The 13,317-nt window shown below is 64.9% G+C and carries 11 protein-coding genes; 5 read left to right on the plus strand and 6 right to left on the minus strand.

Annotated elements, in window-relative coordinates:
- The first annotated feature begins 141 nt into the window (after positions 1–141).
- On the plus strand, positions 142–1,116 hold the full coding sequence (locus RAD10_RS31040) for a DUF3616 domain-containing protein (RefSeq protein WP_461620477.1): 975 nt from the start codon (positions 142–144) through the stop codon (positions 1,114–1,116).
- A 57-nt stretch (positions 1,117–1,173) separates the two neighbouring features.
- Here RAD10_RS31040 and RAD10_RS31045 read toward each other — a convergent pair whose 3' ends face one another.
- Positions 1,174–2,829, minus strand: a complete 1,656-nt coding sequence (locus tag RAD10_RS31045; protein WP_461620478.1) for a fumarate hydratase — start codon at positions 2,827–2,829, stop codon at positions 1,174–1,176.
- A 214-nt stretch (positions 2,830–3,043) separates the two neighbouring features.
- Between RAD10_RS31045 and RAD10_RS31050 the strand changes: the two genes are divergently transcribed.
- The 4 genes from RAD10_RS31050 to RAD10_RS31065 all read left to right on the plus strand — a co-directional run bounded on the left by RAD10_RS31050 (position 3,044) and on the right by RAD10_RS31065 (position 6,211).
- Positions 3,044–3,517 (plus strand): hypothetical protein, encoded by a 474-nt coding sequence (locus tag RAD10_RS31050; protein WP_028142782.1) that lies wholly within the window; start codon positions 3,044–3,046, stop codon positions 3,515–3,517.
- A 313-nt stretch (positions 3,518–3,830) separates the two neighbouring features.
- Positions 3,831–4,004 carry a hypothetical protein gene (locus RAD10_RS31055; RefSeq protein ID WP_018321873.1) on the plus strand — a complete coding sequence of 58 codons (174 nt, stop codon included), beginning with the start codon at positions 3,831–3,833 and terminating at the stop codon, positions 4,002–4,004.
- Positions 4,005–4,331: 327 nt separating this feature from the next.
- Positions 4,332–5,453, plus strand: a complete 1,122-nt coding sequence (locus tag RAD10_RS31060; protein ID WP_461620479.1) for a helix-turn-helix transcriptional regulator — start codon at positions 4,332–4,334, stop codon at positions 5,451–5,453.
- 83 nt (positions 5,454–5,536) lie between these two features.
- Positions 5,537–6,211: a methyltransferase family protein gene (locus RAD10_RS31065; protein ID WP_461620480.1), complete on the plus strand. Its 675-nt coding sequence runs from the start codon at positions 5,537–5,539 to the stop codon at positions 6,209–6,211.
- 342 nt (positions 6,212–6,553) lie between these two features.
- On the opposite strand, the gene RAD10_RS31070 is transcribed toward RAD10_RS31065, so the two are convergent.
- From RAD10_RS31070 to flhB, 5 genes are all read right to left on the minus strand, one after another.
- Entirely contained in the window at positions 6,554–7,261 is a 708-nt protein-coding gene (locus RAD10_RS31070) for a glutathione S-transferase (protein ID WP_461620481.1), read from the minus strand.
- Between the two features lie 184 nt (positions 7,262–7,445).
- Positions 7,446–8,129 (minus strand): lectin, encoded by a 684-nt coding sequence (locus RAD10_RS31075; protein ID WP_461620482.1) that lies wholly within the window; start codon positions 8,127–8,129, stop codon positions 7,446–7,448.
- Positions 8,130–8,274: 145 nt separating this feature from the next.
- Positions 8,275–9,282 (minus strand): Tim44 domain-containing protein, encoded by a 1,008-nt coding sequence (locus tag RAD10_RS31080; protein WP_461620483.1) that lies wholly within the window; start codon positions 9,280–9,282, stop codon positions 8,275–8,277.
- Positions 9,283–9,498: 216 nt separating this feature from the next.
- Positions 9,499–12,078, minus strand: a complete 2,580-nt coding sequence (cckA, locus tag RAD10_RS31085) for a cell cycle histidine kinase CckA (protein ID WP_461620484.1) — start codon at positions 12,076–12,078, stop codon at positions 9,499–9,501.
- 155 nt (positions 12,079–12,233) lie between these two features.
- Positions 12,234–13,313, minus strand: coding sequence for a flagellar biosynthesis protein FlhB (gene flhB, locus RAD10_RS31090; RefSeq protein WP_461620485.1), 1,080 nt, complete (start codon positions 13,311–13,313; stop codon positions 12,234–12,236).
- Positions 13,314–13,317 lie beyond the last annotated feature (4 nt).

The following is a 13,317-nucleotide window of genomic DNA, read 5'->3' on the forward strand; positions in this document are numbered from 1 at the left end:
ACATTCTCGCTCTTGTCTTCTTAACAATTCAGGATTGTATTTGAGCATTGCACCCGGGAGGGAAAAATGCCGTACAGCATCACCCATGCATTTCATCGATCACTGACAGCCGCGTTCGTTTGCATTTTGCTGGGAGCAGCGATGTCGGCCGGGCGCGGCGAGCAATTGCCGCCGAAGGTTGCCCCGGAGGCAACCGCCTGGAAGCCCGCCTCGATCTTCGAAAAAGACGACAAGGACGACAAGTTCAAGGATCAGCCACGCATGAATCTGAGCGGAGCGGCGTGCGTGCCCACCACGCCGAAGTTCACGTCATGCTTGATCGCCAATGATGAGAAGAAATACGCGCAGTTCTTCTCGATCGAAGAGAACATCCTCGTTCCCCGGAAGCTCATCCGGCTTTCGGATGACGACAAGGACCCCGATGCCGAAGGCGTCGCGTATGAAAAGGGCTTCTTCTACGTGACCGGCTCGCACGGCCGAAGCCGCAAGAGCGACAAGGAGAATCTGTCGAGCTACGTCGTGTTTCGGGTTGCCGTGGATCCGCAAACCGGCGCACCCAAGACCGAACCCAACGCCAAGAAGGTCGAAGGCGTCGAGTCGAGCGCGCGAATGCGTGAGGTCATCGAAAACGACAAATTCGTCAAAGCGAAATTCAACAAGCCGCTTGCGGAGGGCGGCGTCAACATCGAAGGAATTGCGGTCAGGAACGGCCGCATGTACTTCGGACTGCGAGGACCGTCGCTGGAGCGGCAGGCTTTCGTGCTCAGCGTCGATGCTGCAGCGCTCTTCACCAAGCTCGACGATCTCAAGCCGGACTCGGCCCCGCTGGAACTCGGAGAGAATACCGGGATACGGGACCTTGCCGTAGTGAACGACGGCATCTTGATCCTCGCAGGCCCGACACGGGACGAAACGGTCCCCTATACGGTCTGGCTGTGGGACGGCAGCAGCAAAACGGCAAAGCCCTTGGCTACGCTCGATCTCAGCACGGTCACAGCGGGCGCCAAAGCTGAGATTCTGCTTCCCCTCGAGGAAGACACAGCCGGCATTCGCACCCTCGTGATGTTCGACAGCGCGGAAAATGGCGGCGCCATATCGTTCAATCTAAAACGCTGAGCCGCGCTAGGTAGATCGTCCGCCGGTCCGAAAACCGGCGGACCACGCAAGACCGGACTAGCCCAGGTTCAACTCCTTGAAGAAGTCGTTGCCCTTGTCATCGACGATGATGAACGCCGGGAAGTCGACGACCTCGATGCGCCAGATCGCTTCCATGCCGAGCTCGGGATATTCGAGCACCTCGACCTTCTTGATGCAGTGCTCGGCAAGGTTCGCCGCGGCGCCGCCGATCGAGCCGAGATAGAAGCCACCATACTTCTTGCAGGCCTCGCGCACGGCCGGCGCGCGGTTGCCCTTGGCCACCATCACCATCGAGCCGCCGGCGGCCTGGAACTGGTCGACGAAGGAATCCATGCGGCCCGCCGTGGTCGGACCGAACGCGCCGGAGGCGTAGCCCTCGGGTGTCTTGGCTGGGCCGGCGTAGTAGACCGGATGGTTCTTGAAGTAATCCGGCAGCGGCTCGCCCTTCTCCAGCCGCTCGCGCAGCTTGGCGTGGGCGCTATCGCGCGCGACGATCATGGTGCCGGTCATCGAGACCCGGGTCTTGATCGGGTGCTTCGAGAACGTCGCCAGAATGTCCTTCATGGGCTGGTTGAGATCGATCTTGACGACCTCGCCGCCGAGCGCCTCTTCGACCTCAGGCAGATATTGCGCCGGATTGTGCTCGAGCTCCTCGAGATAGACGCCGTCCCTGGTGATCTTGCCGAGCACCTGGCGATCGGCCGAGCACGACACGCCGAGCCCAATGGGGAGAGAGGCGCCGTGACGCGGCATGCGGATCACGCGGACGTCGTGGCAGAAGTACTTGCCGCCGAACTGCGCGCCGACGCCGAGCGATTGCGTCATCTTGTGGATTTCCTTCTCCATCTCGACGTCGCGGAAGGCATTGCCGTCGGGCGAGCCCTGGGTCGGCAGCGCGTCGAGATAGCGGGCGGAGGCGAGCTTCACCGTCTTCATGCAGAGCTCGGCCGACGTGCCGCCGATCACGATCGCGAGGTGATAGGGCGGGCAAGCAGCGGTGCCGAGGGTGAGGATTTTTTCCTTCAGGAAAGCGAGCAGCCGGTCCTTGGTCAGCACCGAGGGCGTCGCCTGGAACAGAAAGCTCTTGTTGGCGCTGCCGCCGCCCTTCGCCATGAACATGAACTTGTAGGCGTCATCGCCTTCGGCGTAGATCTCGCACTGCGCCGGCATGTTGTTGGCGGTGTTCTTCTCCTCGTACATCGAGAGCGGTGCGACCTGCGAGTAGCGCAGATTGCGGCGCAGGTACGCGTCGCGCGCCCCTTCCGACAGCGCCGCCTCGTCGTCGCCGTCGGTGATGACGTTGCAGCCCTTCTTGCCCATGATGATCGCGGTGCCGGTGTCCTGGCACATCGGCAGCACGCCGCCGGCGGCAATGTTGGCGTTCTTCAAAAAGTCCAGCGCGACGAACTTGTCGTTCGGGCTGGCCTCGCCGTCCTCCAGGATCGCGCGGAGCTGCTTCAGATGGCCGGGGCGCAGGTAATGGTTGATGTCGCCGAAAGCCGCCTCCGACAGCGCCCGCAGCGCCTCGCGCGACACCACCAGCATGTCCTTGCCCAGGACCTTCTCGACCCTGACGCCCTCGGCCGTGATCTTCTTGTAGGGCGTCTCGTCCTTGCCCAGCGGGAATAGCGGGGTGTGCTTGTAGGGCGGAACGGGCTTTGACGGGTCGGGAAAGGCGGTGGGAGCGTTCATGGGGCGAATCTCGGGGTTTTGGGGCCCTGGCGGGCCTCTCAGCATAGAAGCGTTCTAAGCTCATTTTGAGCGGAAAGGAAAGGGAGCGGCATGCATGGGGGAGGCCGGCCCGGGGCTCGGGAAGGCACTGGCACGGCACGTGGAAAGGCCCGCACCTACCCTTGCGCTTCGCGCCCGGCGACGCTTGAATGCGCGCCCTAAGGGGCTTTTCATCATGACATTGAACTTGAACGTCCGCGGCGCGATCCTGGTCGCCGCCGCCATCACCGGCCTTGTGACCCTCATTTCGCCCGCACGCGCGGACCGCTGCGATGACAGTGCCAAGGAGCTGGCGAACCAGGTCGACCGCCTCAAGGTGAACTTTCGTGCTGCGAACACCGTCTATCTGACGCACCCGGCGGCCAAGGAGCTGTCCGTGGGTTGCCGCGGCGACAAATATTCCATCGAGCTCTATGCCAAGGGCGATCGCAAGCCGACGCCGGAATTCTATGCGCTGGTGGGATCGATGGCGGCGATCGTCTTCACCGTGACCAAGGACGACACCACGACGGGCGCGACACGCTGCCTGAAGCGGATGGGTCTGCTGCGCGGCGACAAGATCAGCATGCGCTATCGGCGGCTCAACATGGAATGCACCCGCACCAAGAAGGACGCGTCCATCGCGATCACGCGCGGCAAGGACGAATAGAGGGGACGTCGCCTCCTCGCGCTTTCCACGCGCTCGGCGGGCCTACGTATCGCAACGCTGCCCGCCACTTGCTCCGTCATTGCGAGCGGAGCGAAACATCCAGAATCCTTCCGCGATGACGGTCTGGATTGCTTCGTCGCAAGAGCTCCTCGCAATGACGAGGAGGGTTTGGTCGTCGCTCGCATAAGGCACGATGCGGGGCACGAACAGCGCCTCCTACCACACCAATCGCTCGCATTTTAACGATTGCCTTGAAGGAATTTTCGCTCCTCGCAGCGCAGGGTCAATTGTTTCCATGTGTGAGGATTTGCGGATGAAGGTTTCCACCGTTGCGCCGCCGCCGATCGCGATCGTGGTGCCGAGCTACGACACGACCAAGCAGCAGGACGACCAGACCAAGACCAAGGACGCCGACCCCACCTACAAGCCGCAGCCGCCCGCGCCGCTGCCGCCGGGTCAGGGCACGCGGATCGATCAGCTCGCCTGATCGATCTTCTCGAAGGACGAATCGCCCGATCCGGTCATTCAGGCCTCTTTCGCGTCCGGCCGCATCTTCGCCGGATAGCGGGATCAATGTCGCGCGCGGCCACCCCGGCACCTGCGCATGATCGCAAGACTGCCCTTCCCTAACACCACGCTCGTTGCCGCCCTGGGCGCGCGGTTGGTCGCGTCCACGCGAACGCTGCACCGGCCCTCGGTATTCCTCGCCGCCCCCGGCTGAGCGCGGCTTCAAGTGTGATCCGGCTCATCAAATTTCCGCATCCGGCGTGCTCATCTGCGAGGCCGAACGAGCATGCGTCGATGGGACAAACCAATGGAACTGAATGAAGAGCTGCTGTCGCTGGTGGCGGACATCTACGATGCAGCGCTCGACGATTCCCGATGGCCGGCGACGCTTCGTTGCATCGTCGACCTGGCGGGCGGCCAAAGCGGCGGTCTGGTCCGGATCGGAGCAGCCGGCGAGGCCGTGATCGCGCATGCCGTCGGTGTCGAGCCCGCCTATGTTCAGTCCTACATCGAAACCTATGAACCGTTCGATCCGTCGCGCAGCGTGCTCCACGCGCCGGTCGGCCAGATCCAGACCATCAGGGACTGGATCGACGTCGACGAATTCCGCACCACCATGTTCTACAACGAATGGACGCGGCCGCAGGGCCTCGAGGATGCCGCCAATCTCCTGCTCGACAAATCTGCCGAGGGAATATCCCGCCTCTCGATCATGAAGGCCGGCGGTCCCGTCGACCGCAGGATGTATCAGGTGATCTCCCACCTCACGCCGCACGTGCAACGGGCCATGGTCGTCAGACAGAAGCTGCTGCAGCAGAACGCATTGGAGACGATTTCGGTCCGCACGCTCGACGCCCTGCGAACCGCCGTCCTGCTGCTCGATGCCGAGGCTCATATCACGCACTCCAATGCGAGCGCGCGCGACATTCTGGACGAGGCCGACGTGCTTCGTTCGGTCCGTGGCAGGCTGGTGACGTCCGACCCGAATGCCGATCGCGTGCTGCGGCAGGCGCTGGCGGGCACGGTTGTCGGCGACCGCGCGATGACGAGCGCAAGCATCTCGCTGCATCTGGCGGCCCGCGACGGCTCACATTTTGTCGCGCATCTCCTGCCGCTGACCGCCGGGCGCCGGCAAAGCTTCGCAGCGAGTTACGACGCCTGCGCCGTCCTGTTCGTCAGCACGGCAGCGCTCGATACCGTCGTCGCGCCTGATCTCATCCGCAAGCTCTTCAAGCTGACGCCGACCGAGCTGCGCGTGTTCCTCTCCATTGTCGAGATCGGCGGGGTTCCCGACGTGGCCAGGAGCATGGGCATTGCCGAATCGACGATCAAGACCCATCTCGCCCGGATCTTCGCCAAGACCGGAACCAAACGACAGGCGGATCTGGTTCGGCTCATCGCGGCCTTTACACCGCCGATCAAGGTCTGAACCCGGCCTCTGTCGCGTCGCGCCGCATGTTTGCCGGAAAGAAGGCTATCAATGCGCCGTCGCGGGATAGAACAAGATCAACAATGATCGCCAGACTGCTGCTGCAGAACACGATCACCACCGCCGCGATGGGCGCGCTGCTGTTCGCCTCCGCCGGGACGCTGCGCTGGCCCTCGGCCTGGGTGTTCCTCGCAACATGCACCCTGCTCGGCCCGCTCTGCGGCTGGTGGCTCTACCGGATCGATCCGGCGCTGCTCGCCGAGCGGCTGCGGCCGGTGCTGCAGAAGGATCAACCCGCCGCCGACAAAATCTTCATGAGCGCCTTCGTCGTCGTGATGCTGGCCTGGCTGGTGCTGATGGGCATCGACCGGCGCCTTCAATCGTCCGACATGCCGGTCGCGCTCCAGGCGTTCGGCCTCGCGCTGTTCCTGGCCTCGACATTGTTCACGATGTGGGTGTTCCGCGAAAACTCGTTCGCTGCGCCGGTGGTGAAGCTGCAGGCTGAGCGCGCGCAGCGCGTGATCTCGACCGGTCCCTACGCCCATGTGCGTCATCCCATGTATAGCGGAATGGTCCTGTTCTTCGCCGGCGTGCCGCTGCTGCTGGGCTCGTGGTGGGGACTTGCGATGGTCCCGCTCCTGGTCCTCTTGTTCGCGATCCGCATCGGCATAGAGGAACGCACCTTGCGCGAGGGCCTGCCGGGCTATGCCGACTATGCGGCGCGGGTGCGCTATCGCCTGATGCCGGGCGTTTGGTGAGCGCGCATCGCGCTGCCCTCCTCCGAACGGCTGACGCCTGGGAATGCGGACTTCGCTAGACAGCGGCGGCACGCAACGCAACGAAAGACGCGACGATGTTCTGCAAGCCGCCCTGCCCCGACGAGCATGACCTCTCGCCCGTGCCCGATGATTCAGACGACCGCTCTGGGCCGGAGCGTCTACAGACGCTCGCCGGCCACGACGCGTTCGGGCGATTGATCGCGCCCGAAGCGGCCGGTCCGGAACGGGGGCTGCCGCCAGCCTCCCTCCGGACCGGCTAAAGTTTCTTCTTTGGACGCGTTTTCTTGACGCGAACCGGTATCCCCCTCGCTCGAAAGCGCTCTAGCCATCGAGCTCCTTGTAGCGGCGGAAGATGCCCTGCTCGTTGAAGGGAATGCGGCGCTCGCTCGCCAGATAGGCCTTGATGTTCGGCCGCGCGGCGATGCGGTCGTGCAGGCCGAGGAGGCCCGGAATGTCAGTCTCGAATGCCTTCATGCGCTTGGGGAAGGCATAGCGCAGCCCCGCGACGATCTGGAATAGCGAGAGATCGACATAGGTCAGCCGCCGGCCGGTGACACAGGCGCCGCCATTCTCGGTGAGAAGCTGCTCGAAATAGCCGAGATATTTCGGCACACGCTCGTCCCAGAAATCGGCGGTGCGCTTCTTCGCCGGCGGCTTCTGGTCCTCGTAATAGAGCGAAGGTCCGAGCGGATGATGGGTGTCGTGGATCTCGACCACGAGATCGGTGATGGTGAGTTGAAGCTGGTGCACCCAGAGTTGCCCGGCCTCCGCCTTCGGCGCGAGCCCATGGCGTGCGCCGAGATAGAGCAGGATATTGGCGGTCTGGCCGATGACGAGCTTGCCGGCCTTCAGGAACGGCGGCGCAAAGGGCGGCGTGCCCTGATGCGCCTCCATCATCTTCATCATCGCAGCCGTGCCGCGCGGTCCGCGCGCGACGTCCGCATAGGCGGCGCCCGCCTCCTCCAGCGCCAACCGCACATATTCGCCGCGGCCCTGGATCTCGGGCCAGTAGTAGAGCTCGTATTTCATGGGAGAGGTCCTTTGAGACGCAGGCAGGACAAGCCTAGCATGCGGCGCAAGTTCCGTCGTGGTGAGGCGGAACGCCGGCCCCACACGTCATTGCGAGCGTAAGCGAAGCAATCCAGAGTCTTTCCGCGGAGACAGTCTGGATTGCTTCGCTACGCTCGCAATGACGAGTCGAGAGAGCTCCCGCTCAATTCGCAGCGAAACAATACAGCAGGCCGTCGCCGCCGGTGCTCTTCAGATCAGCCTGCGAACAGCCACCATCGGGACCGCGCGAGGGGTGCGAGCTATTCCAGGACTTTGACGGTTCGTCGTCGCGCAGGCCGCGGCGATCGAGATGGCCGACCATCGCGGCACCTTGCGTGCCCGACGTCCAGTTCTTGCAGGTGCGATCGTCCGGACCGGCAAACGCGGTGCCGTCTGGTTGCGATCCCGTGAGGACGTCGTGCCGGTTCGGCTGGTCGCCAGCACCGTTGATCCCCTCGCCCTTCTCGCTGAGCGCCGTCTGCTTGGTGAGGTTGTTGGCGGGACCGTGCAGCTCGGCAACATCCTTGGCAATGACCGCGCCCTTGGCATTCTGCCACGGCCCCTTGCCGATGCGATCGCGCGCGTTGACGGCCGGCTTGCCATCGGCGGCCTGCGTCGAGAGGTAGGCGCGCCAGGTCTTCGCACCGCCGCCGGCGGTCTGAGCGAGCCTCGCGCACTGCGCATCGGCTCCCTCCAGGCCGCCGAGATCGGCGCCCTTGCCCGGGCCATTGGACGTCACGAAGAACGTCATGTCGGCCGACTGCGCCTGCACGGCTGGCGCCGCAAGCAATGCAAGCGAGGCCGCTGCGAGCGCTGAAATCGTCACGGATCTCTTGATACGGATCATCTTGTCCTCCCGTTGTGTTTGTCGTTGGCCGCCTGATTTCAACCCGATGCGCCCCCACTTATTCCGATGCCACGGTGAAAGGGGGCGCAAAAGAAAAGGGCGCCGTGCCGGAGCACGACGCCCTTTGTTCTCCATCGCTTTGCGATCAGTTGGTCTGCTGGATCGCCGACAATTCCCAGCCGCTGCCGGGCCGTCGGGCGAAGGTCCAGACTTCGGTGACTTCGCCCGGCTGCTCGCTGCCGGCGACGACCGTGCCGCTGTTGCGGTCGAGCGTCTTGTCCGTGAGCGCGAAGCGCAGCGCCACCGTGGCGTAGTCCGTCTCGCCTTCGCGCCAGGCTTCCGCGAGGTCGCCCTGCAGCAGCTTGACACCAGTCACCTTGTTGACGACGTTGCGCCCGCGGTTCTGGGCGAGGTCCTGCTCGAAATAGGAGACCATCTCCGGCGTCGCGAGCGTGTGCAGCTTGGCCACGTCCTCGTTCGACCAGGCGGTCTGGACATCGCCGAGCAGGCGCTCGAACGCCTCGTAATCGTCCGGCTTGATCTCGAGCGGCGCGTTATTGGCATTCGCGCCGAAGCCGAAGCCGCCAAGACCACCACCAAGGCCGCCGCGCTGGTTCGGCTGCGGTCCGGAACCTGCGCCCGCGTCGGCATTGGCATAGGCCGCCTGCGGCGTGTGACGGCGCTGCCACCAGGACATCGCCAGCCGCACCACCAGCACCACGAGCGCGATCTGGATGATCAGGCCCAGGATCGAGGACAGGCCGCCGAGGCCGCCGAACAGGCCGCCGCCGAACAGCATGCCGAGCAGGCCGGCGCCGAGGAAGCCGGCCGCGAGGCCGCCCATGAAGCCGCCGGCGCGGCCGAACAGGCCGCCGCGCGCGGGCGCGGAAGCAGCAGAGTTCATGCCTGCACCCGGCTGGGTGTAGGTGCGGTTGAACTGCGAGGCCGAGCCGGGCGCCGTCGTGGTCGAGGGCGGGGCCGAATAGGTGCGCGAGCCGCGCGAACCGGACGAGCCGCCGCCGCCGACACGCGCGTCGGCAGACGAGATCGCCAGCGCAGTCGGCAGCGCAAGCGCCAGCACGACAGCGATCGTCTTGAAGAGACTGCGGGAGCGTAGCGAGAAATTCATGTGCGTTTCCCAAATCCCCGGCATGGGGACGTGCGCCTAAGATGGGCAGACTTCCCGAAAAGTGAAGCCAGTTTCGGAACCTATGGCTGCGGCCCTCAGTCGCGGGGATGTGGCAAAAGCCCATATTTGGCGGGGGCTTGGCCGGGCGCGCCAGGGAACCGTGGTCGCGGGATACCGGCGATTTTGGGATGAGATTTCCGCTCTTTCCCCGCCATTGCGAGGCACAGCTCTCTCACCTCGTCACCCCTGCTTCGCCATCGTCTCCTTGACCGCCGCCACGAGCTGGCTGAGCGTGAACGGCTTCGGCAGGAAGTCGAACTGCTGGCCTTCGGGCAGGCTCTTCTCGAAGGCATCCTCGGCATAGCCGGAGACGAAGATGAACTTGATGTCAGGATTTTGCTCCCGCATCGCCTTCAAAAGCGTCGGGCCGTCCATCTCAGGCATGACGACGTCTGAGACGACGAGATCGATCGCGCCGCTCTGCTCCTCCAGCACTTCCATGGCCTCGACGCCGTTCTCGGCCTCGACCACGGTGTAGCCGCGCGAGCGCAGGCCGCGTGCGTTCAGCGCGCGCAGGCCCTCTTCGTCCTCGACCAGCAGGATGGTGCCCTGCCCCGTGAGATCGGTGCGCGGCTTGGCCTCGGCCGCCGCGGCGTCCTTCCCGGCGCCGCTGGTCGCGCTCACCACAGCCGCCGGCTGCTCGACCTGCGCTTCAGGCTCGGCATGGTGACGCGGCAGGAAGATGTGGAACGAGGTGCCCTGGCCCGGCTCGGAATCGACGTAGATGAAGCCGCCGGTCTGCTTGACGATGCCGTAGACCGTGGAAAGGCCGAGACCGGTGCCTTTGCCGACTTCCTTGGTCGAGAAGAACGGCTCGAAAATCTTGTCGCGGATGTCGGCGGGAATGCCGGTGCCGGTGTCGGCGACCTCGATCCGGACATAATCCGCGGCCGGCATGCCCTTGTAGGCGAGCTTGGCCGCTTCATCCGCGGTGACGTTGGCGGTGCGGATGATCAGCTTGCCGCCGTCGGGCATGGCGTCGCGCGCGTTCACCGCGAGATTGACGATCACCTGCTCGAACTGGGAGACGTCGACCTTGACCGGCCAGAGATCGCGGCCGTGGATGGTCTCGTGCTTGACCTTCTCGCCGATCAGGCGGCGCAGCAGCATGGCGAGATCGGACAGCGCGTCGCCGAGATCGAGCACCTGCGGCCGCAGCGTCTGCCGCCGCGAGAACGCCAGCAACTGCCGCACCAGGGTCGCGGCCCGCGTCGCGTTCTGCTTGATCTGCATGATGTCCTGGAACGACGGGTCGGTCGGCTTGTGCGCGTTCAGCAGGAAGTCGTTCGCCATCATGATGGCGGAGAGCACGTTGTTGAAGTCGTGGGCGATGCCGCCGGCGAGCTGGCCGACCGTCTCCATCTTCTGCGACTGGTTGATCTGGTTCTCCAGCGCGCGCCGCTCGGTGGTCTCGAGCATGTGCACGATGGCGGCTTCCGCCTCGTTCTCGGCGGCATCGACCGGCGTGACGAAGAACTGGCCCCAGCGCTCCTTGGTCCCTTCCAGGGCCACCTCGACCGGGGCGATGTCAGCCTGGCCGTCGGCGGCCTGGTTGATGGCCGCGATGAGGAGATGACGGTCGCGCGAATTGACCGCGCGGAAGATCGACTTGGAGGCGCTGTCGAGCCCGAGCGCCTGGCCGAGCTTGGCGTAGCGCGCATTGGCGCGCACCACGTTGCCGCCGCGATCGACGGTCGCGATCGCCATCGGCGTATGGTCGAAGAAGCGCATGAAGCGCACTTCGGCGGCGCGGTCGGGATCGCTGCGCTCGTCGCGGGCGCGGCTGATCACCAGCGTGCGCGACGGCCCCGGCGCGCCGTCGGCGCCGAAGGCGAGCTTGTGATAGAGCCGCACCGGCATGGTCTTGCCGGTGCGCATGCGCAGATCGATGTCGAAGACCTCGGTCTTCACCTCGCCCGGCACCGCCACGATCGCGGTGAGCAGCGAGGCGCCGTCGCCGGAGACGATGTCGGTCAGCTTCAGGCCGCCCGAGCCGATCTCGGCCAGGTCGTAGTCGAGCCAGTTCGCCAGCGTCGCGTTGACATAAGCGAGCTCGCCGGCGGGATTGACCGAGAAGAAGCCGCACGGCGCGTGGTCGAGATATTCGATCGCGTGCTGGAGCTCCTGGAACACGTCCTCCTGGCGCTCGCGGTCGCGGGTGATGTCGGCGATCGACCACACCGCGTATTTCGCCTCGCGCTTGCCGGTGCCGAGCGGGCGCACCCGCATGCGCAGCCAACGGCCCTGGCTGCCGTCCTGGCCGGAGATGCGGACCTCTTCCTGCTGCCGTTTGCCTTCGCGCGCGGCCTTGAGCAGGCGGAACACGGCTTCGGAGACGTCGGGGTTGCCGATGAAGACACGCTCGACCGGGCGCACGTCCTGCGGACCGGTCGCGCCGGTCAGCGTCAGATAGGCGGCGTTGGAATAGACCACGTGGCCGCGCGGATCGGTCACGGCGAGGCCGTCGAAGCCATGATCGGCGATGCGGCCCACGACCGGATCATCGAGACTGCGGTCGGCGAAGCGGATGATCCCGGCGGCGAAGGCGAACAGGTTGAACAGGCCGACCATGGCCAGCACGGCGAGGATGCCGAGGATATAGGGCTGCGCCTGCGCGCGCCCGAGCGTCATCAGCCCGACGGCGACGGCGACGAGGCCGGCAGCCACCAGCAGCACCAGCGCAATGCTGCCCGAGCGCGGCGACGGCTCGTGCGTCGCAACGGGCTCGCGGGTGAGGTCGTGGTCGGTCTCGGCGGTCATTCTCGAGCTGGCGCAGCCTGTCGGCAGAGAATCAACGCGCTACGGGGCGCGCGGGGTCCTCCCTGCCTGAATCGGACCCGCAGGCGCAAGGGCAGCAGGGGCGAAAGGTACGCTGATTCCCAGATTACGGCCATTTCCGGTACTTTTCGGGTGTTTTATCCTCGCCCGGCGCCGAATCCGCGCTTCAGCCGCATGACGTAGCCGATGACTTCGGCGACCGCATGGTAGTGCTCGGTCGGGATTTCCTGGTCGATCTCGACGGTGGCGTAGAGCGCGCGGGCAAGCGGCACGTTCTCCACGATCGGGATGTCGTGCTCGCGCGCGATCTCCCGGATCTTGAAGGCGAGATTGTCGACGCCCTTGGCGACGCAGATCGGAGCCGTCATGCCGCGCTCGTAGGACAGCGCCACCGAATAGTGGGTCGGGTTGGTGATGATCACCGAGGCCTTGGGAACCGCCGCCATCATGCGCTTCTTGGCGCGCTGCTGCCGCAACTGCCTGAGCTTGCCCTTGATGTGCGGATCGCCTTCGGACTGCTTGAACTCTTCCTTGATCTCCTGGAGCGACATCTTCTGCCGCTGGAACCAGCTGCGGTACTGGAAAAAATAGTCGGCAATGGCGACGATCGCGAGCGCGGCGACCACCGCACCGAGCAGATGGATCGTCATGCTGGTGCTGGCACCGAGCATGGCAGCCGGATCGAGCCTGACCATCGCCTCCATGCGATGCCGCTCCGGCCACAGGATCATGGTCATGACTACGCCGAGCAGCACCAGCTTGCCGATGCCCTTGAGAAAATTGGCCGCCGCCTGCTTGCCGAAGATGCGCTTGAAGCCGGCGCCGGGCGAGATCTTGCTGAACTTCGGCGTCAGGGATTCGGTCGACCAGACCAAGCGGTGCTGGAGCATGTTTCCGGCAATCGCCGCCAGCATCAGCATCAACAAAGGCACGCCGATCGCCGCGAGCAAGGCGAATTCGATCTGCTGCATCAGCGCGAGCAGAGCCTTGCCGTCGGTCTTGATCATCCAGGAATTGGCAAGCAGGTTGCGCATCGGCGTCAGCAGCCCGCTGCCCACCGAGCCCGAGAAAGTCGAGACCACGAGCGTGCCGCCCGCCATCATGAACCAGGTGTTGATCTCCTGGCTCTTGGCGACGTCGCCGCGTTCGAGCGCGTCGTCCAGGCGCTTTTGCGTCGGGTCTTCTGTTTGACTCTCTGGGTCCTTGTCTTCTGACATCGAT

This window comes from Bradyrhizobium sp. 23AC, from assembly GCF_054863025.1.

Coding starts and splice junctions, on each gene's coding strand:
- RAD10_RS31040 (WP_461620477.1), top strand. CDS start 142: ATGTCGGCCGGGCGCGGCGAGCAATTGCCGCCGAAGGTTGCCCCGGAG.
- RAD10_RS31045 (WP_461620478.1), bottom strand. CDS start 2,829: ATGAACGCTCCCACCGCCTTTCCCGACCCGTCAAAGCCCGTTCCGCCC.
- RAD10_RS31050 (WP_028142782.1), top strand. CDS start 3,044: ATGACATTGAACTTGAACGTCCGCGGCGCGATCCTGGTCGCCGCCGCC.
- RAD10_RS31055 (WP_018321873.1), top strand. CDS start 3,831: ATGAAGGTTTCCACCGTTGCGCCGCCGCCGATCGCGATCGTGGTGCCG.
- RAD10_RS31060 (WP_461620479.1), top strand. CDS start 4,332: ATGGAACTGAATGAAGAGCTGCTGTCGCTGGTGGCGGACATCTACGAT.
- RAD10_RS31065 (WP_461620480.1), top strand. CDS start 5,537: ATGATCGCCAGACTGCTGCTGCAGAACACGATCACCACCGCCGCGATG.
- RAD10_RS31070 (WP_461620481.1), bottom strand. CDS start 7,261: ATGAAATACGAGCTCTACTACTGGCCCGAGATCCAGGGCCGCGGCGAA.
- RAD10_RS31075 (WP_461620482.1), bottom strand. CDS start 8,129: ATGATCCGTATCAAGAGATCCGTGACGATTTCAGCGCTCGCAGCGGCC.
- RAD10_RS31080 (WP_461620483.1), bottom strand. CDS start 9,282: ATGCCGGGGATTTGGGAAACGCACATGAATTTCTCGCTACGCTCCCGC.
- cckA (WP_461620484.1), bottom strand. CDS start 12,078: ATGACCGCCGAGACCGACCACGACCTCACCCGCGAGCCCGTTGCGACG.
- flhB (WP_461620485.1), bottom strand. CDS start 13,313: ATGTCAGAAGACAAGGACCCAGAGAGTCAAACAGAAGACCCGACGCAA.